This window comes from Gemmatimonadota bacterium, assembly GCA_016704275.1.
Classification (GTDB): Bacteria; Gemmatimonadota; Gemmatimonadetes; order Gemmatimonadales; family GWC2-71-9; genus Palsa-1233.
The window spans coordinates 309,853-328,060 of record JADJAK010000006.1 but is presented as its reverse complement, the minus strand read 5'-3'; the positions used below and the strand labels follow the sequence as shown (position 1 = coordinate 328,060).

19 protein-coding genes and 1 pseudogene are annotated in these 18,208 nt (G+C 65.7%); 16 read left to right on the top strand and 4 right to left on the bottom strand.

What is annotated here, in order from left to right:
- Positions 1 to 1,399: 1,399 nt before the first annotated feature.
- Positions 1,400 to 1,708 (bottom strand): helix-turn-helix domain-containing protein, encoded by a 309-nt coding sequence (locus tag IPG05_14310; GenBank protein MBK6496248.1) that lies wholly within the window; start codon positions 1,706 to 1,708, stop codon positions 1,400 to 1,402.
- A gap of 1 nt (position 1,709) precedes the next feature.
- A complete protein-coding gene (locus IPG05_14305) occupies positions 1,710 to 2,054 on the bottom strand; it encodes a type II toxin-antitoxin system RelE/ParE family toxin (GenBank protein MBK6496247.1) in 345 nt (114 codons plus the stop codon).
- Between the two features lie 634 nt (positions 2,055 to 2,688).
- Between IPG05_14305 and IPG05_14300 the strand changes: the two genes are divergently transcribed.
- The 15 genes and pseudogenes from IPG05_14300 to IPG05_14230 all read left to right on the top strand — a co-directional run bounded on the left by IPG05_14300 (position 2,689) and on the right by IPG05_14230 (position 13,927).
- Positions 2,689 to 3,150, top strand: coding sequence for a Clp protease N-terminal domain-containing protein (locus tag IPG05_14300; protein MBK6496246.1), 462 nt, complete (start codon positions 2,689 to 2,691; stop codon positions 3,148 to 3,150).
- Between the two features lie 181 nt (positions 3,151 to 3,331).
- A pseudogene (locus IPG05_14295) lies at positions 3,332 to 3,732 on the top strand (BrnT family toxin).
- Entirely contained in the window at positions 3,626 to 3,856 is a 231-nt protein-coding gene (locus IPG05_14290; GenBank protein ID MBK6496245.1) for a BrnA antitoxin family protein, read from the top strand. Before IPG05_14295 ends, IPG05_14290 begins: the two are co-directional and overlap by 107 nt.
- Before the next feature lie 160 nt (positions 3,857 to 4,016).
- Complete coding sequence (locus IPG05_14285; GenBank protein ID MBK6496244.1) at positions 4,017 to 5,120, top strand: hypothetical protein; 1,104 nt, start codon at positions 4,017 to 4,019, stop codon at positions 5,118 to 5,120.
- An 809-nt stretch (positions 5,121 to 5,929) separates the two neighbouring features.
- Complete coding sequence (locus IPG05_14280; GenBank protein MBK6496243.1) at positions 5,930 to 7,087, top strand: hypothetical protein; 1,158 nt, start codon at positions 5,930 to 5,932, stop codon at positions 7,085 to 7,087.
- A gap of 1,429 nt (positions 7,088 to 8,516) precedes the next feature.
- Positions 8,517 to 9,869 carry a sulfatase-like hydrolase/transferase gene (locus IPG05_14275; protein MBK6496242.1) on the top strand — a complete coding sequence of 451 codons (1,353 nt, stop codon included), beginning with the start codon at positions 8,517 to 8,519 and terminating at the stop codon, positions 9,867 to 9,869.
- Positions 9,870 to 10,076: 207 nt separating this feature from the next.
- Positions 10,077 to 10,859 (top strand): prolyl oligopeptidase family serine peptidase, encoded by a 783-nt coding sequence (locus IPG05_14270; protein ID MBK6496241.1) that lies wholly within the window; start codon positions 10,077 to 10,079, stop codon positions 10,857 to 10,859.
- A gap of 174 nt (positions 10,860 to 11,033) precedes the next feature.
- Positions 11,034 to 11,330: a type II toxin-antitoxin system Phd/YefM family antitoxin gene (locus IPG05_14265; GenBank protein MBK6496240.1), complete on the top strand. Its 297-nt coding sequence runs from the start codon at positions 11,034 to 11,036 to the stop codon at positions 11,328 to 11,330.
- Positions 11,327 to 11,623: a type II toxin-antitoxin system RelE/ParE family toxin gene (locus IPG05_14260; protein ID MBK6496239.1), complete on the top strand. Its 297-nt coding sequence runs from the start codon at positions 11,327 to 11,329 to the stop codon at positions 11,621 to 11,623. The genes IPG05_14265 and IPG05_14260 overlap by 4 nt, the downstream gene beginning before the upstream one ends.
- 137 nt (positions 11,624 to 11,760) lie before the next feature.
- Positions 11,761 to 12,024 carry an AbrB/MazE/SpoVT family DNA-binding domain-containing protein gene (locus IPG05_14255; protein ID MBK6496238.1) on the top strand — a complete coding sequence of 88 codons (264 nt, stop codon included), beginning with the start codon at positions 11,761 to 11,763 and terminating at the stop codon, positions 12,022 to 12,024.
- Positions 12,021 to 12,443: a putative toxin-antitoxin system toxin component, PIN family gene (locus IPG05_14250; protein ID MBK6496237.1), complete on the top strand. Its 423-nt coding sequence runs from the start codon at positions 12,021 to 12,023 to the stop codon at positions 12,441 to 12,443. The genes IPG05_14255 and IPG05_14250 overlap by 4 nt, the downstream gene beginning before the upstream one ends.
- 210 nt (positions 12,444 to 12,653) lie before the next feature.
- The gene (locus IPG05_14245) at positions 12,654 to 12,860 is read left to right on the top strand and encodes a type II toxin-antitoxin system HicB family antitoxin (protein ID MBK6496236.1); all 207 of its coding nucleotides are present in this window, start codon (positions 12,654 to 12,656) and stop codon (positions 12,858 to 12,860) included.
- Positions 12,857 to 13,063 (top strand): hypothetical protein, encoded by a 207-nt coding sequence (locus tag IPG05_14240; GenBank protein ID MBK6496235.1) that lies wholly within the window; start codon positions 12,857 to 12,859, stop codon positions 13,061 to 13,063. The genes IPG05_14245 and IPG05_14240 overlap by 4 nt, the downstream gene beginning before the upstream one ends.
- Positions 13,064 to 13,224: 161 nt before the next feature.
- Positions 13,225 to 13,416, top strand: a complete 192-nt coding sequence (locus IPG05_14235; protein MBK6496234.1) for a hypothetical protein — start codon at positions 13,225 to 13,227, stop codon at positions 13,414 to 13,416.
- Positions 13,417 to 13,504: 88 nt separating this feature from the next.
- Complete coding sequence (locus IPG05_14230; protein MBK6496233.1) at positions 13,505 to 13,927, top strand: hypothetical protein; 423 nt, start codon at positions 13,505 to 13,507, stop codon at positions 13,925 to 13,927.
- Here IPG05_14230 and IPG05_14225 read toward each other — a convergent pair.
- Together IPG05_14225 and IPG05_14220 are read right to left on the bottom strand one after the other, a co-directional pair.
- Positions 13,917 to 14,237 (bottom strand): type II toxin-antitoxin system death-on-curing family toxin, encoded by a 321-nt coding sequence (locus IPG05_14225; protein MBK6496232.1) that lies wholly within the window; start codon positions 14,235 to 14,237, stop codon positions 13,917 to 13,919. The genes IPG05_14230 and IPG05_14225 overlap by 11 nt on opposite strands.
- A gap of 78 nt (positions 14,238 to 14,315) precedes the next feature.
- On the bottom strand, positions 14,316 to 14,543 hold the full coding sequence (locus tag IPG05_14220) for an AbrB/MazE/SpoVT family DNA-binding domain-containing protein (protein MBK6496231.1): 228 nt from the start codon (positions 14,541 to 14,543) through the stop codon (positions 14,316 to 14,318).
- 190 nt (positions 14,544 to 14,733) lie between these two features.
- Between IPG05_14220 and IPG05_14215 the strand changes: the two genes are divergently transcribed.
- Entirely contained in the window at positions 14,734 to 18,168 is a 3,435-nt protein-coding gene (locus IPG05_14215; GenBank protein MBK6496230.1) for a ThuA domain-containing protein, read from the top strand.
- Positions 18,169 to 18,208: the final 40 nt, after the last annotated feature.

Genomic DNA, 18,208 nt, shown 5'->3' with positions numbered 1-18,208 from the left:
GCCGCCAAAGGCTCTACCTTTGAGGTAACGCGGCGGCCGCACCTGGCCTCGCCGCAGAAACGCACGCCGTTAGGCGTCGTCAGTGAAACCTCTCTTTTCTTCCGGAACACCATGCATCAACTCCTGGCTCGCCCCCGTCGTCCTACTCTCCGTCCTCAAGTGCGGCACCCACCGAGCCAGCCGCGCCGGCTCCGCCGCCGGTCGTCTCGACGGATATGCCACCCCTCCTCGAGCGGCGACCGCTTTCGATTGCCGACGCCGATCTCCCGGACCGCTTCTTCAGTCCGGCAGCTGTCGGTCCCAATGGCGAGGTAGTGTATTTCAAGGCGCTTGAAGCCAGCCGATCTTCCGCATCGTGGACTCGACTGGGCAGCGCATCGGTGGCTTCGGACGGCAGGGCGAGGGACCTGGAGAATTCCGGCTGCCATTGCAGCTCCGGAGTGTATGGCGACTCGATTCGCATCCAGGATTTCTCGCGGTTGGTCTCGATCGACTATTCAATGGCGGGGAAGTATCAGGGCGAGCGAAATGCGCGCATCCTCAAGACGCAGCCGCTGGCGTGGCTCCGTGACTCCGTCGACATCTGGGACCTTTCGCCCACTGGCGCCACGGCAACACCGGCAGTCGTTCGTCAAGCGCTTGATGAATCGAAGGTCGGACGGTCATTCCGGCGACCGACTCCGGGCTCCAGCACCTGGCGGACGTCTTCCGTGCCCGCCCTCGACCGGTCATCCCGTATGCCGCCGGTGCAGGGCGCGTTTATCTCGCCGATCCGTACGCGTATCGCATCCACAGCTATGACGCGTCGGGGAAGCCGCTGGCGGTGTTCGGACGGGATCTCCCACCCCACTTCCGCGGCCCCCAAGAGTTGGCACAGGTCCGCGAGGCCGTGCTTCGCGCACAACGACCGGTGCCAGGTCCGAATGGTCGGTCGATGGGGGTCAGGATCAGGGCCGCCGACTGCACCCGCTCGCGAAGGAAATCACGGCGTACTTCCACCGCACGCCCCTGCACGTAGACCGAGCGGGGCGGCTCTGGGTGATCCGCACCACCAATGACTCCACCACGATCGACGTGTTCGCGGACACGACGTTTTTTAGCCGCACCACGCTGCCCTGCTTCCTGCTCGTAACGGGGTACCCCGCGGCGGTGCTGAACGGCGGATGGCTGCTCTGGAATGCACGCTCCCCGACACCGCGGATCGGCGGTCTGGTTGCAGCCTACCTGGGTACTAGATCCCGTTCGGCAACCACCCAAGAAGGACGACGCCTAACAAGCGTTTGCTGCGGTCGGGGCCTGACGCCTCGGCCCACGCGCCGTAGCTTTACGAGGCACGCGCGGGCCTCGGCAGGCCCCGCCGCAGAAACGCACGACGTTAGATGGACCCTTGGCGTTGGTGCTATGCGATCGCCTTGGCGATGTCCTTCGTCGTGGCGCCCAGGTGCAGCAGCGACCGCATGAGGAGGTCGAGGGACACCGTGGGATCGGCGGCTTCCATCTTGGCGACCCGCGATTGGCTCGAGCGGAGGACCTTGGCCAAGTCGCCCTGCGTCAGCCGCTTCTTGTTCCGCCACGTGCGCAACGTCTGGCTGAGTGCGAGGCGCATCTCCACCAGGGCGGCCTCTTCGGGACTCAGTCCGAGGAAGTCCGCCGTCGAGCCAACCTCCCACCCGGCGGCCTTCAGCTTCTCGCGCTTCGTGGTCTTCATCTCAGGACTCCCGGGTGGCGGCGTCGTACGCCTTGAACCGTTTCTGGCAGGTGGTGATCACCAACTGGGGCGTCTGCGCTGACTTCTTCGCGAAGACCTCCCCGATCACAATCGCGTCCGAATCGAGGCGGTACACAATCCGCCAGGTCACATCGGCATCCGGCACCCGCAGCTCGTGCACCCGACGGCCAATCGAGGGCATCGGGCGGGAATGCGGCAGCGAGAGGGGATCTCCGCGCTGGAGCTGGCGCAGCAGGAGCCCCGCCTCAAGCCGGGCGGCCGCCGAGAAGGGTGGTGTTTTGACCTCGCCCTTGAGCCAGACGAGCGGCTTGTTCCGGTCGGCCATGAAGTGCAAAATATGTCAGGTTTGACATACGCACAAGGGGCCATCTAACAAGCGTTTGCTGCGGTCGGGGCCTGACGCCTCGGCCCACGCGCCGTAGCTTTACGAGGGCACGCGCGGGCCTCGGCAGGCCCCGCCGCAGAAACGCACGACGTTAGGATGGCGACCCACGATCACGACAGAAGTTTTTGGGTGGTCGATCGCGACGCGGCGTCCGTCGCGGTGGCACGCAGGGTGGGATCGGTGCGCGGTGCGCCGCGCAGGAAAGCGGGTCTCGAAGGCGGGGCCGCACGGGGCGTCAGCAGGAGAGCCGACAGCGGCCGGCGTGCCGTGCGCAGTGGGCGACCCAGAAGCCGCTGCGGCCTCCCGCCCTCTGTCCTCCGGGCAAGCCCGTACCCCACGGCCCCGCGGAGCGAGTGCTGGCCCAGGCGCAGCGCACCCGTCTCGCATCGATAACCGCAGTGCACCACGACCACCGTGCACGGTCTGCATCCTAACAAGCGTTTGCTGCGGGCGTGGCCATGGCGGTGCGGCCGCCGCCAAAGGCTCTACCTTTGAGGTACGCGGCGGCCGCACCTGGCCTCGCCGCAGAAACGCACGCCGTTAGGTGGCCCGACGAACTACAGCGAGGGGCGAAATGACCCAGTCCTTTCAGATCAACGCACCGCTGTTGGAAGGGGCCGACCGGGAGGCCCGGAGTCTTGGGCACCGCCAGGTTGGCCCCGAGCACTTGTTCCTCGCCATCGCGAGCAATCCCGATCCCCTCGCGCGGACCTTCCTCGATCAGAATGGCCTAGAGTCGAGCTCTCTCCGCCAGTCAGTGACCGATCTCATCGGGCCTCCGCCGGCGCCGCCTGCACCGAGCGACGTTTCGCTCACGATTGGCGTACGCGCGCTTATCGCGATCGCGTCGGCAATTCGTGAAGCGAAGAGTAGCGGCCATGGGGCCGAGGTGTACTCGCAAGCCGATCTACTCAACGCGCTGTTTAGCGATGAAGTGGCCACACCCGCGTTAGTCGGCGCAATGCTTGAGCGCGTTGGGCTTAGCCCGGCATCGGCCAGGGCGCAGCTCGCGGTTCTGTCTAGGTCGGCCACCTAACAAGCGTTTGCTGCGGTCGGGGCCTGACGCCTCGGCCCGCGCGCTGTAGTCTTACGAGGGCACGCGCGGGCCTCGGCAGGCCCCGCCGCAGAAACGCACACCGTTATGCCGACTCCCACGACCGATGGCCCGCGGCACCCGCCCTCTTGCCGTGTACGTACAACACATGTACAGTTGAACCATGAGCGACCTTCGGTTTGAATGGGACCCGCGGAAGGCCGCGGCCAACCTCCGCAAGCACGGGGTGTCGTTCAGTGAAGCCCAGTCCGTGTTCGCCGACGAACATGGCCTCATCATCGACGACGTCGAACACTCGGCTCAGGAGGAACGCTTCGTACTCCTCGGCATGAGTACCGCCAGCCGAACCCTGGTGGTGGTGCACTGCTATCGCGCCGAGGATCTGATCATCCGGATCATCTCGCACGGAAGGCAGACCGGATCGAGCGCCGTCAGTACCAGGGAGGGAACCTCGGCCATGGAGGATCGCTACGATTTCTCGAAGGGCCGTCCGAATCCCTACGCCAAGCTCTTGAAGAAGCCGGTGACCATCCGCCTGGACACGTCGACCGTCGAATACTTTAAGGCGTTGGCGGAGGAGTCGGAGATTCCCTATCAGACCTTGATCAACTTGTATCTGCGCGACTGCGCCACCCACCAGCGTCGGTTGGACTTGCGGTGGCGGCCTTCCAAGGCTGGGGCGGCATAACAAGCGTTTGCTGCGGTCGGGGCCTGACGCCTCGGCCCGCGCGCTGTAGTCTTACGAGGGTACGCGCGGGCCTCGGCAGGCCCCGCCGCAGAAACGCACGCCGTTATGCGGCAAGAGTGCAATGGCGCCCGGACGCTGCCTCCGGCAGAGGACAGATGCGATGCTGACCCAGTGCGCCATTCGTCCACTTCTCGTAGTCCTGCTTATCGCAGGCTGCCGCGACGTCCCGCCCCCGCAGCCGAGCATCAGCACCCAATCCAGCGAGCAGCTCCCGGCCATTCATCTGCACCACACGTCGGATCACCTTGAGAACTCGCCCACCAGTCTGGGAACGCAGTTTGCCGTCAATCGCGACGGGATGGTGATCGCCAATGTTCCAACCAACCGCCAGATGGCGTATGTGGTGATCGACAGCAGCGGGAATGTGGTTGCCGCCGCCGGACGGGTGGGAGAAGGCCCTGGTGAAGTCCGTGGCGGCACCATCATCTTTGCCGAGTCGACCTTCGTCATCGCTAGTGAACGATTGGTGCAGTTCGATCTCCGCGGGAATCCAACCAGTACGACCGCGCTTTCATTCGAGTCGTATCCTCGGGCCTACGTGGCCCCGGATCAACTATTGGATATCACGCCCGGTTCCGGAGGAGTTCGTCTGGGGCTGACCTCGTTGACCAGCGGAAAGTTCCGGCCCCTCGTGTCGAGCGCCACCGATACGTTCGTCGCTAACTCCTTTGGCCTTCCCCTCCGTCCTGACGGGGGGACCCGGAATCCGACGCTGGGATTGTGGTCGGGCGGCATTCTTGTGGGGGATGGTTGGACCTACAGGCTGGCCCTCTACGACTGGAGTGGACGCCCCGTTCGAAGCCTGCGACGTGAGCTTGACCCTCCGGTGCTTTCCGAAGCGCGGCTGGATCGCGAAGTGGAGCTGACGGTCCGTAGCCTCCGGCTCGCTGGCCGCCGAATGGACCCGGCCGCCACTGCGCAACTCCGGCGCACGACTGCCACAGCCCAACAGCGGCACTTCACATTCTTCCGCCCCACCGGCCTAGACGCAAAGGGCCGGATATGGGTCCTCGGCGTCGAGGCTGATTCGGGATTCGCGGACGTGTTCAGCTCGGAGCACTTCTTGGGGCGCATCAGCTTGCCCTGCGCAGGCTTCTCACACGGCTGGTCTCTCGCAGGCACCTGGCTTGTCCTCGCCTGTCTGCCCGATGCACCAGACTTCGCCGGAGACGCCGTGTTCAAGGTGTTCAGAATCGAGGGATAGGTGCGAGGATCGCGGTGCGGCTGCGACGCGCGTGGCACTGCCGCATAACAAGCGTTTGCTGCGGGCGGGGCCTGACGCCTCGGCCCACGCGCTATAGACTCATTGAGGCACGCGCGGGCCTCGGCAGGCCCCGCCGCAGAAACGCACGACGTTAGGCAGCAAAGCAATGTCCCACGAGCACCCAACTTCCTTTCGCGGAGCCTCCGATGCTCGCACTCGCCGTTCTGATAGCTATCTCGGGTAGCACGCCTTTCTCGCTCGAGTTCCAAGTTCAGGTTCGTGTCTCCCAGGGGAGCGATACTACGAGGACCACATTCCGGCTCGCTGAGGGAATCGAGGGGCGCGCCATTGTCCAAGGCCCGAAATCGTTCACCCGAGTGCACGCCACAGTTCGCCGGGCCACTTCCGAGGGCTGCCTTCGTGTGACGGTGGGCTCGGCGACGGCTCCGGACGAGGCGGCTGTAGATCGGTTAAAGGTGCAGCCTGCCCCGGTGATCGAATTGTGCGGCACCTCGACGGCGAACCTGTCCATGGAGGGTGGCCCTTCGTATCAAGTAACTGTGCACGAGGTCAGCGCACCCGAGTAGTCGGGTGGCCCCGAAGAAGTGAGGCCCCATCCTTGGGCGCGGGACCCTGATGTTCATCGTCTGGCGGACTGCTGCCTAACAAGCGTTTGCTGCGGTCGGGGCCTGACGCCTCGGCCCACGCGCCGTAGCTTTACGAAGGCACGCGCGGGCCTCGGCAGGCCCCGCCGCAGAAACGCACGCCGTTAGGCGTCGTCAGTGACCTCTCTTTTCTTCCGGAACACCATGCATCAACTCCGGCTCGCCCCCGTCGTCCTACTCTCCGTCCTCGGGTGCAAGGCACCCACCGAGCCAGCCGCGCCGGCTCCGCCGCCGGTCGTCTCGACGGATATGCCCCTCCTCGAGCGGCGACCGCTTTCGATTGCCGACGCCGATCTCCCGGACCGCTTCTTCAGTCCGGCAGCTGTCGGTCCCAATGGCGAGGTAGTGTATTTCACAGCGCTTGGAAGCCAGCCGATCTTCCGCATCGTGGACTCGACTGGGCAGCGCATCGGTGGCTTCGGACGGCAGGGCGAGGGACCTGGAGAATTCCGGCTGCCATTGCAGCTCCGAGTGTATGGCGACTCGATTCGCATCCAGGATTTCTCGCGGTTGGTCTCGATCGACTATTCAATGGCGGGGAAGTATCAGGGCGAGCGAAATGCGCGCATCCTCAAGACGCCGCTGGCGTGGCTCCGTGACTCCGTCGACATCTGGGACCTTTCGCCCACTGGCGCCACGGCAACACCGGCAGTCGTTCGTCAAGCGCTCGATGAATCGAAGGGTCGGACGGTCATTCCTGCGACCGACTCCGGGCTCCAGCACCTGGCGGACGTCTTCCGTGCCCGCCCTCGACCGGTCATCCCGTATGCCGCCGGTGCAGGGCGCGTTTATCTCGCCGATCCGTACGCGTATCGCATCCACAGCTATGACGCGTCGGGGAAGCCGCTGGCGGTGTTCGGACGGGATCTCCCACCCCACTTCCGCGGCCCCCAAGAGTTGGCACAGGTCCGCGAGGCCGTGCTTCGCGCACAACGACCGGTGCCAGGTCCGAATGGTCGGTCGATGGGGGGTCAGGATCAGGGCCGCCGACTGGACACGCTCGCGAAGGAAATCACGGCGTACTTCCACCGCACGCCCCTGCACGTAGACCGAGCGGGGCGGCTCTGGGTGATCGGCACCACCAATGACTCCACCACGATCGACGTGTTCGCGGACACGACGTTTCTTGGCCGCACCACGCTGCCCTGCTTCCTGCTCGTAACGGGGTACCCGGCGGTGCTGAACGGCGGATGGCTGCTCCTGGAATGCACGCTCCCCGACACCGCGGATCGGCGGTCTGAGTTGCAGCTCTACCGGGTACTAGATCCCGTTCGGCAACCACCCAAGAAGGACGACGCCTAACAAGCGTTTGCTGCGGTCGGGGCCTGACGCCTCGGCCCACGCGCCGTAGCTTTACGAGAGCACGCGCGGGCCTCGGCAGGCCCCGCCGCAGAAACGCACGACGTTAGGCCAATGGCGCCCGGACGCTGCCTCCGGCGAGGACAGATGCGATGCTGACCCAGTGCGCCATTCGTCCACTTCTCGTAGTCCTGCTTATCGCCAGGCTCCGCGACGTCCCGCCCCGCAGCCGAGCATCAGGCACCCAATCCAGCGAGCGGCTCCCCGGCCATTCATCTGCACCACACGTCGGATCACCTTGAGGGAACTCGCCCACAGTCTGGAACGCAGTTTGCGCGTCAATCGCGATCGGATAGTGATCGCCAATGTTCCAACTAACCGGCAGATGGCGTGATGCGGTGATCGACAGCAGCGGGAATGTGGTTGCCGCCGCCGGACGGGTGGGAGAAGGCCCTGTTAAGTCCGTGGCGGTACCATCATCTTTGCCGAGTCGACCTTCGTCATCGCCAGTGAACGAGTGGTGCAATTCGATATCCGCGGGAATCCGATCAGTACGCGGGACCGCGCTTTCATTCGGAGTCGTATCCTCGGGCCTACGTGGCCCCGGGATCAACTATTGGATCATCCCCGGTTCCGGAGGAGTTCGTCTGGGGCTGACCTCGTTGACCAGCGGGAAAGTTCCGGCCCCTCGTGTCGAGTGCCACCGATACGTTCGTCCTAACTCCTGGCCTTCCCCTCCGTCCCTGACGGGGGACCCGGAATCCGGACACTGGGATTGTGGTCTGGCGGCTTTCTTGTGGGGGATGGTTGGACCTACAGGCTGGCCCTCTACGACTGGAGTGGACGCCCCGTTCAGCCTGCGACGTGAGATTGACCCCCGGTGCTTCCGAAGCGCGGCTGGATCGCGAAGTGGAGCTGACGGTCCGTAGCCTCCGGCTCGCTGGCCGCCGGAATGGACCCGGCCGCCACTGCGCAACTCCGGCGCATGACTGCCACAGCCCAGCAACGGCACTTCGCATTCTTCCGGCCCACGGCCTAGACGGAGAGGGGCGGATCTCCAGGGTCCTCGGCGTCGAGGCTGATTCGGGATTCGCGGACGATGTTCAGCTCGGAGCACTTTTGGGGCGCATCAGCTTGCCCTGCGCAGGCTTCTCCACACGGCTGGTCTCTCGCAGGCACCGGGTTTTCTCCCGCCTGTCTGCCCGATGCACCAGACTACGCCGAGACGCCGTGTTCAAGGTGTTCAGAATCGAGGATGGGTGCGAGGATCGCGGTGCGGCTGACGCGTGGCTGCCGCATAACAAGCGTTTGCTGCGGGCGGGGCCTGACGCCTCGGCCCACGCGCCGTAGCTTTACGTAGGCACGCGCGGGCCTCGGCAGGCCCCGCCGCAGAAACGCACGACGTTAGCCGGACCGACACGGAGGTTTCTCGATGAAAGCACGGATCGCGCCACTAGTACTCGGAAGCATGCTCATCGTCGCGGTGTCCCTGCCGGGCGAGGCCGGGGCTCAGGCAGGCAACGCCCAGCGACCGAACGTCGTACTCATCATCACTGACGATGTGGGCTACGGCGACCTCGGAAGCTACGGCGCGCCGGACGTCAAGACGCCACACATTGACGGCCTCGCAACGGACGGTGTGCGACTCACTGACTTCTACGCGAACGGTGCCACATGCACGCCAACCCGGACAGGCCTCATCTCCGGCCGTTATCAGCAACGCTTTGGATTGGAGGCTCCGCTTGGGGGCTCCGTTGACCTGGAACGCGGGCTGTCTCCCACGGGGCGGTCGTTGCCGCAGCTACTGAAGAACAATGGGTACGCAACCGCGCTCGTCGGCAAATGGCATCTGGGGTGGAAGCCCGAGATGAGTCCGCAGGCCCACGGGTTCGACTTCTTCTTCGGGTTCAAGAGCGGCAATACCGACTTCTACCACCACACAGACGGGCGTGGCCGGGCCGACCTCTTCGAGAACGACCGCCCGGTAGAAGTGCCCGGCTACATGACGGACCTCATCACCGAACGGAGCGTGGGATTCATCGAGCAGAACGCACGGCGACCATTTTTCATCGACGTCGCGTACAATGCCGCGCATTTTCCGTATCAGGTTCCCGACAAGCCGTCGAAGGCACGCGACAACGGGAGGCACCTGGGGCCCATGGACGACTCGACGAGCACACGCGCTGATTACATCGCAATGCTCGAGCGCGTCGATCAGGGCGTCGGCAGGATCCTCAGGGCCCTCGACAGCCTTGGTCTGCGGCAGAACACGATCGTGATCTTCACCAACGACAACGGCGGCGAGTGGTTGTCACGCAATACGCCCCTCTTCCACAACAAGGGGACAGTGTGGGAAGGCGGGATCCGGGTACCTGCGATTCTTCGGTGGCCGGGTCACATTCCGGCGGGGCGCGTATCCGACCAGGTCGCGATCACGATGGACCTGACTGCCTCCATTCTCGCGGCGACTCGCACGCCAGTTCCCGACGATGCCCGCCTCGAAGGAATCAACCTGTTCCCAGTGCTCGAAGGGCGCGCGGCGGCGATCGAGCGGACGCTGTTTTGGCGCGTGGTCGGCGGGCGCGCACAGCGGGCGGTTCGCTCGGGAGACTGGAAGCTGCTTTTCGACGGCCCCAGGGCGATGCTTTTCAACCTGCGCACGGATATTGGCGAGCGAAACAACGTGATCGGAGACCGTTCCGACATTGCCCGACGACTCAGCCCGCTGCTCGCGGCATGGCAGGCGGACGTCGAAGACGAGGCCAAGCGCGCAACGCCACGCTAAATCATCGTGGCGGCACTCCATGTCGACATCGCATTCCTTCTGGCCGGCTAACCAGCGTTTGCTGCGGGCGGGACCTGACGCCTCGGCCCACGCGCCGTAGCTTTACGAAGGCACGCGCGGGCCTCGGCAGGCCCCGCCGCAGAAACGCACGACGTTAGCCGGACAAGTCAGCCTGTGAGGCGTTCGTCCATGTTACGATGTGCTTCGGTGTTGATCGCTGTTATGCTCGCTTTCCCCGTTGCTGCCTCGGCGCAACGTCAGGGAACAGGCTTCCTCAATCGCGTTGTCGTGGAGGGAAGCGAGACGCGTCGCTATCAAGTGTTCGTGCCCGCCGACTACACGAGCAGCCGACGTTGGCCTGTCGTCCTCTTTCTTCACGGGGGTGGTGAGCAAGGGAACGACGGGCTCATCCAGACTGAGGTTGGCCTCGGCAGTGCGATCCGTCGTGACGCTGAGCGCTGGTCGGCGATCGTGGTGTTCCCTCAAGTTCGCGACGGAAGGCCTTGGAATGGACAGGACGCTGCATGGGCGCTCAAGGCTTTGGAGCAGACGCAGCGTGAGTTTGCCACGGATCCATTCCGAGTGTACCTGACAGGCATGTCCCGCGGCGGGGCCGGCGCGTACTATCTGGCTTATCGTCATCCCACGCTCTTTGCAGCGATCCTCGTCGTCTGCGGCCGGGTGCGGCTTGCCGCGAACCGTGATGGCCAGCCCGCACGCGATACGGACCCCGTGATTCCAGTGGCTGATGGCGATCCATTCGAAGCACTCGCGGCGAAGCTGAAGAATGTGCCTCTCTGGGTATTTCATGGCGATGCCGACGCCGTAGTGCCCGTCGAGGAGTCTCGCCGTGCAACCGCGGCCCTGCGGAAGGCTGGTTCACCCGTGATTTATACTGAGCTTGCCGGCGTCGGCCACAACGCCTGGGACTCGGCCTATCGCAACCCCGAGGTTGTACAGTGGCTGCTTTCGAATCGAATCAGTCGCTAGCGATGACGGCTAACATGAGTTGGAGCTGGCGAGGGCGAGACTACGGGGTGGCGGCCTGCGGCCGCGATCTCTCGCAGCTCAACTCTATCCGTTAGGGCTAACGACCGACATCGCGATGTGGCCTGACTTGCTGGGCAGACGGACGTACGGTATACTGTACGTCGTAACGTCCTTATCCCGGAGCCTGCATGTCCCGCATCCGTCCCTCCACCGACGTCCGACCGGTCACCGAATTCCGGGCCAACGCCCTCCGCCTTCCTCGACCAGGTCCAGAGCACCAAGCGCCCGGTCGTCCTCACCCAGCACGGACGCAGTGCCGCGGTCCTGCTCGACGTCGGGGTGTATGAAGATCTGTTGGACGAGGTCGCCCTGCTGCGTGATGTCCGGACCGCAGAAGGCCAGATCGAGGCTGGCAAGGTGGCACCGCACAGCGTCGTGGCCCGCCGACTCAAGGCCCGCCTGCTCAAGTGAAGGTCACGTGGACCGCCCTGGCCGAGCAACAGGCTGCCGAGGCCTTTGCGTACATCCAAGCCGACCGACCCACAGCGGCGGTGCGCTGGCTCGACCAGCTGCTCGCGGCAGTCGCAACGCTCGCCGAGTTTCCCGATGGCGGCCGAGCGATTCCTGAAGTAGGTCGCCCGGAGCTTCGTGAACTGATCGTGCGGCCCTATCGCGTGATGTACCGCCGTGACCCGAAGCACGCGTTCATCTTGAGTATCCGGCATGGTCGGCGGATGTTCGACGAGCACACCTTGGAGTCGTAGCCCTAACAAGCGTTTGCTGCGGTCGGGGCCTGGCGCCTCGGAAACGCACGCCGTTAGCTGTACAGGCACCCAGCGCATTCCTTGACGACGGGGCCGACCGTTGGCATCTTACTGGTAAGTCATCTCCAGGAGCTGCCATGCGTGAAACCGCTACCACGACCCTCTCCTCCAAGGGACAGGTCGTGATTCCCGAAGAGATCCGCAATCGACTCGGCCTCAAGGCCGGCACCCAATTCGTCGTGCTCGGCGATGGGGATGTCGTCATCTTCAAGACCTTGGAGCCCCCCGCGCGTGGCGAGTTTGCGAAGCTCGTCCGTGAGGCCCGGGTGGCCGCCAAGCGCGCCGGCCTGAAGCCGTCCGACGTGACGAAGGCCGTCGCCAAGGTCCGCCGTTCCAAGTGAGGGTGGTCCTCGACACCAATGTGTTGGTCTCGGGGATCTTCTTTGGAGGAGTACCCGGGCAGATCGTGGATGCCTGGTCCGATGACCGGCTGTCATTTGTGCTCACGCCGGAGATCCTTGAGGAGTACGCGCGGGTGGGCCACGCCATGGCCGCGAAGTATCCGGATGGCCGCAAGGCCTTCACGGCCATTCTCGAGATCTTGACGGTCCATTCGCCGGTTCTCGCGGCCGCGCCCTTACCGGCGCCGGTGAGCGCGGACCCGGACGACGACAAGTTTCTCGCCGCAGCCGTCGCGGGGGGCGTCCAGATCCTCGTCTCGGGGGACCGCCACCTACTCGATGTTTCCGGATGGCAGGACATTGAGGTCGTGACGCCACGGGCGTTTGTGCGCGAGCATCTCGCCGCCACTGACAGCTAACCTGCAAATGCAGCGAACGAGCGCGGTTGTGATGCGGCTACGCCGCCCACGCCTCGCCGCTGATTTGCGAATCTTTGGAACGCATCGGCCTCACCCCCGTCGGGTGCGCCGACGCCGCGCGTTACACAGCACGGCTCGAGGTGGCTCAGCCTCCCATTGGGCGGCTGCTGTGGCACCTTCCATGGTCCTTCTGCATCCCGAGGCCGCACCATGATCCTGCCCGTCGAGATCGAACAGGAAGTTGATGGTCGATGTCTTGCCGAGGTCACCGACCTCCCAGACCTGATGGCCTACGGGGTGAGCCGCCCAGATGCCGTCGCCCGCGTTCAGGCACTTGCCCTCCATTCGCTCGCGGAGCGTCTGGGGCATGGCGAGACCGTCCCGGCATGTCTCCAGCGGGTGATCGCAACCGCATGAACTCCTCGGGCGTGGCGAAGGCGAAGCACAGCGAAGCGACCGCGGTGACGCCAAGAATGGAAATGCTCGAGCTCGGCGAAGGAGGTCGGAGCCTCTTCCGGATCCTCATCGAGGGCGACGGTGAGATCGCCAAGGGCAAGGGTCGCGAACTCGCCACTGTGATCGCAGTGGCCGACCGCGTGTTGCGCGAGGTAGACGTATAGAGGTGCGATTCACGTGTTTGCTGACCAACCAACCGCGCGAATGTGCTTCTGCATTTTTTGGTACCGCCCTCCTCAGGACCACCTTCCGATCGCTATGCGCTGGAGTAAGTTCTGACCCACCGCATCGGGCGGCCGCAGGATAGCTCGCCAGGATAGATCGAATGAAGCCGGATGACTTTGAGAAACTCGTCGTCAGCATCCGGCAGGCCGGGCGCATCCGTGCCGGCACATTGGAACCGGCCCGCATGACGACCCTGGAATCCCCGCGCATGACCTCGCGTGAGATCCTCGCCTTCATCCAGGAGGGCCGCGAGGCTGGGCTGCGCCACATCCGATCCAAGCGCAAGGAGTGAGTCGCGATGGCCTGGAGCGTGAGGCACACCGAGCATTGCGGAGCCAAGAACGGCGGTGGACACTGGGGCACTCGTCGTGAGGCGAAAAGTGGCAGCAGCCATCGTCGCCGCGAGGCGGACAAAGAATATCTTCGGCTGGGGTTTCGTGACGTCCTATCGGATCGAGTCGTCGGTGCCGGAGGTACGCGTGAGACACGGTGAGTGCCATATCGGCCTCGAATTCTATACGGCCACCAAGCGTTGGCGATGTACGGACATGGGCTCTCGGACCATCATTGCGATCGCACTTGATGCGCCAGATGAGAGTTGGTACAATGGCCCGCCGTATGCGGTGAGCGAGATCGTCTTTGACGAGTATGACTTCGACGGGATGTCCGTGTCACCTGATGATGTCTGCGACGAACCCCCAAGCCCTGAAACGCGGGTGGGGTGGGCCAGCGCGGCCGCCACGCTGGCAGCCAGGCAGGAGGGGCTTCTCGACGAGGACCGCGCCCCAGGTGCTACGGAATGAGTCGCACCATGTGGTCGCGAACCCAGGCCGCCAGCTGCGGTTCCTTGAGGGAGCCGGCCGCCAAGGCGGTGATGACCTGCACGAGCTCAGGTTCCGTCGCGTCGAGCGCCTTGCCGTTCAGGCCCAAGAAGACGGCCATGGTCAGGAGGGCAATGCGCTTGTTGCCGTCGTTGAAAGGGTGGGCCGTCGCCAGTCCGAAGCCGTAGGCCGCCGCCAGCCCGGCGAGGTCCGCGTCCGCGTCGTAGTGCCATTTCTGGCGGGCTCGAACCAGGACGGCTTCCAGCGCATCGGCGTCGCGCACACCCAGCATCCCCCCGTGCTCGCGGAGTTGGTCGAAATGGGCGGCCTCAACCACCAGGCGGGGAACCCACCGCGGCTCGCGCACGGACTACTTCGCCAGCTCGCGCAAGGCATTCCGGAACTTCTTGGCGGCGTCGGCGGCCAGCGCCAGCCCGGCCTCGACATCCGGATCGTAGGGACTCAACAGGATCCCGCGCTCCGTTTCGACCGCGAGGACGCGGTCGCCGACGGCGAGGTGGAGCCGGTCGGCCATGTCCTTGGGCAGGGTGGCCCCGATCGAGCCGCCGACTTGGCGCAACGTGATTTCGCGGACCATGGACCGCTCCAGTAGTACGGGTATGCTACCACAGTAGCACACGGGTACTACTTCCGTCAAGGCGCTCGAACCAGCGTTTGCCGCGGTCGGGCCCTGACGCCCCGGCCCACGCGCTGTAGCTTCTCGAAGGCACGCGCGGGCCGCACCTGGCCCCGCCGCAGAAACGCACGACGTGAGATGGAGGGAGGCAATGCCAGTGGAGCCTGACGGGAGGGTCGCTCTTCGCCGTGTGCAGCGCGCGGCGCTTGTCCTCGCCGTGGCGATGGGTGCCGTCACGGCACAGGCGCCGGCGCAGAAGGCGGCAAGCGCCCCCGCGGGGGCGCGAATCCTCGTCTTCTCCAAGACCGCCGGCTACCGCCACGCCTCCATCGAGACGGGAACTGCGGCCATCAGGACGCTCGGCGCCCAGCACGGTTTCGCCGTCGACGCGACCGAGGACGCGACCGCCTTCACCGACCGCAACCTCAAGCGCTATCGCGCGGTCGTCTTCCTCAGCACCACGGGCGATGTGCTCAACCCGACGCAGGAGGACGCCTTCGAGCGTTACATCCAGGCGGGAGGGGGCTACGTCGGCATCCACAGCGCGACGGACACCGAGTACGCGTGGCCATGGTACGGCAAGCTGGCCGGCGCCTACTTCAACGGACACCCCGGCAACCCGAACGTGCGGAAGGGGACGTTTCGCGTGCTCGACCGGGAGCACCTCTCGACCAAGGGGCTCCCGGCGCGATGGGAGCGCGAGGATGAGTTCTACTCGTTCCGATCGATCGATCCGTCGATCCGCGTGCTCGTCGACATCGACGAGCAGAGCTACGACGGGGGGACGAACGGCGCCAACCACCCGATGAGCTGGTACCATGAGTACGACGGTGGGCGGGGGTGGTACACCAACATGGGGCACACCGACGCGACCTTCGCCGAGCCATTCTTCCTGCAGCACCTGCTGGGCGGGATCCGGTACGCGATGGGGACTGGGGCGATGGATTATCGTCGCGCGCGCCCGGAGGAGAATCGCTTCACCAAAGTAGTGCTGGGGGAACGGCTCAACGAGCCGACGGAGCTTGCCGTGCTCCCCGACGAGCGCGTGCTGTTCATCGAGCGCAAGGGGGCGATCCGGCTCTACACGCCGGCCACAGGGAAGGTCACGCAGGCCGGCACGATCCCCGTGAACCTCACCTACCTCAATGGCGACCAGGCCGAGGACGGACTGCTGGGCCTCGCGATCGACCCGGGGTTCGCGACGAACGGGTGGATCTACCTCTTCTACTCCAAGTCCGGCCCCGAACCACGAAACGTGCTGGCGCGCTTCGCGATGCGCGGTGATTCCGTGGACGTGGCCAGCGGGACGGTGATGCTCGAGGTCGAGGTGCAGCGCGAGCAATGCTGCCACACGGGGGGCTCGATCGCCTTCGACGGGCGTGGGAACCTCTTCCTCTCCACCGGCGACAACTCCAACCCGTTCGCCAACGGCTACGCGCCGATCGACGAACGCCCGGGGCGCATGCCGTGGGACGCGCAGAAATCGTCGGCCAGCACCAACGACCTGCGCGGGAAGATCCTGCGCATCCATCCGGAGCCGGACGGGTCGTACACGATCCCCACGGGGAACCTCTTTCCCCCGGGGACGCCGAAGACGCGTCCCGAGATCTACACGATGGGGCATCGCAATCCGTACCGGATCTCGATCGACGCGCACACCGGCGTGCTGTACTGGGGAGATGTGGGCCCCGATGCCTCGGTCGACTCCGTCGATCGCGGCCCCGCCGGCCAGGATGAAGTCGGGCGCGCCGCGCGCCCCGGCAACTACGGCTGGCCGCACTTTGTCGGCGACAACAAGGCGTATCGCGACATCGACTACGCGACGATGCGCATCGGGCCGCCGTTCGATCCCGAGCACCCGCGGAACGACTCGCCGAACAACACGGGGCTCACCGAGCTTCCGCCGGCGCAGAAGGCGTTCATCTGGTATCCGTACGGTCCGTCGGCCGACTTTCCGCTCGTCGGCTCGGGGGGGCGCGCCGCGATGGCGGGGCCGGTGTTCTACCGCGAGGACTTCGCCTCGGCGGCACGCCCATTGTCGGCGTGGTATGACGGGAAGCTCTTCATCTACGAGTGGATGCGCGGCTGGATCATGGCGGTGACGATGGACGCGAACGGGAACTTCGCCGCGATGGAGCGCTTCCTGCCCAGTTCGAAGTTCGCGAACCCGGTCGACATGCAGTTCGGGCCCAACGGCGACCTCTACCTGCTCGAGTACGGGACGACGTGGTTCAAGGGGAACGACGATGCGCGCCTGATCCGCATCGAGTTCAACCCGGGCAACCGCGCCCCCGTCGCGGTCGCCCGCGCCGACAAGACGATCGGCGCGACGCCGCTGCGCGTCGCGCTCGACGGCTCGGCGACGACCGATGCCGACGACGACGCGCTGTCGTACGCATGGACCATCACCGGCACCGGTGGGCGCGTCGTGCGCCGCCTGACGGGCGCACGCCCCTCGCTCACCCTCGCGGCGCCGGGCACCTATTCGGCCACACTCACGGTCAGCGACGCCCAGGGGGCGAAGTCGACGTCGCAGCTCTACCTCACCGCGGGGAACGAGCCGCCCGCGGTCGCCATCGACGTCGCCGGCGACAACACGACGTTCTACTGGCCGCACACGCCGGTGCACTACGTCGTCCGCGTGACCGATCGCGAGGACGGGTCGCTGGCAACGGGGCGCATCGCGGCCAGGCGCGTGCGCGTGTCGGCGCAGTACCTCACGGAAGCGCCGGCGATGGGTGGCGCGGCGTCGGCCGTGCCCCACGCGGACGGGAAGGCGTTGATCGAGGGGGGCGATTGCCTCGGGTGCCACAAGGTTGACCAACGCTCGATCGGGCCGGCGTACACGGCGGTGGCGGCGAAGTACGCGACCGATTCCACGGCGGCCGCGCGACTCGCGTCCAAGATCCGCGCTGGCGGGACTGGCGTCTGGGGGAAGGTGATGATGCCAGCGCATGCGCAGCTCTCCGAGCGCGACGCACGACTCATGGTGCGCTACATCCTGGGGCTGGCGCCGCGCGAGTCGGCGGCGATGACGCCGCTCCCCGTACGCGGGCGCTACCTCCCGCCCGATTCGGCGAGCGCGACGTCCGGAGGCATCGTCCTGCGCGCGACCTACACCGATAATGGTGCAAACGGCCGCCTTGGCGTGACGACCGAGACGTCGCGGTTGCTGCGGGCGCCGACGTTGGCCCTGGCCGAGGGGGAACTCTCGGAGGGGGTGGCGACGAAGGAGGTCGCCGGCATCCCGGGTGACGTGGTCGCGGTGAGCCGATCGGGCGCGCACCTGCGGCTCAGGGGGATCGACCTCACGGGGATCGGCGGAGTGGCGATCGCCGGCGTGGCGCTCGCGGCCGACAATGCCGCCGGCGGAACCATCGAGGTGCGGCTCGACTCCCTGAGCGGGCCGCTGGTGGGAACGACGGAGGCGATGGGCGCGAAGGGCGACAAGGCGCTCGACCGGCGGCGCGTGCCGGTGCCAGCGACGCCGGGGGTACACGATCTCTATCTCGTGTTCCGGAACGAGCGTGCGACGCGTGGGCAGCTCTTGTTGTACGTGACGACCGCGACATTCGAGCGCCCATGAGGAGGCCACGTCGAATCGCGCACCGCGTCGGAGCTTTCGG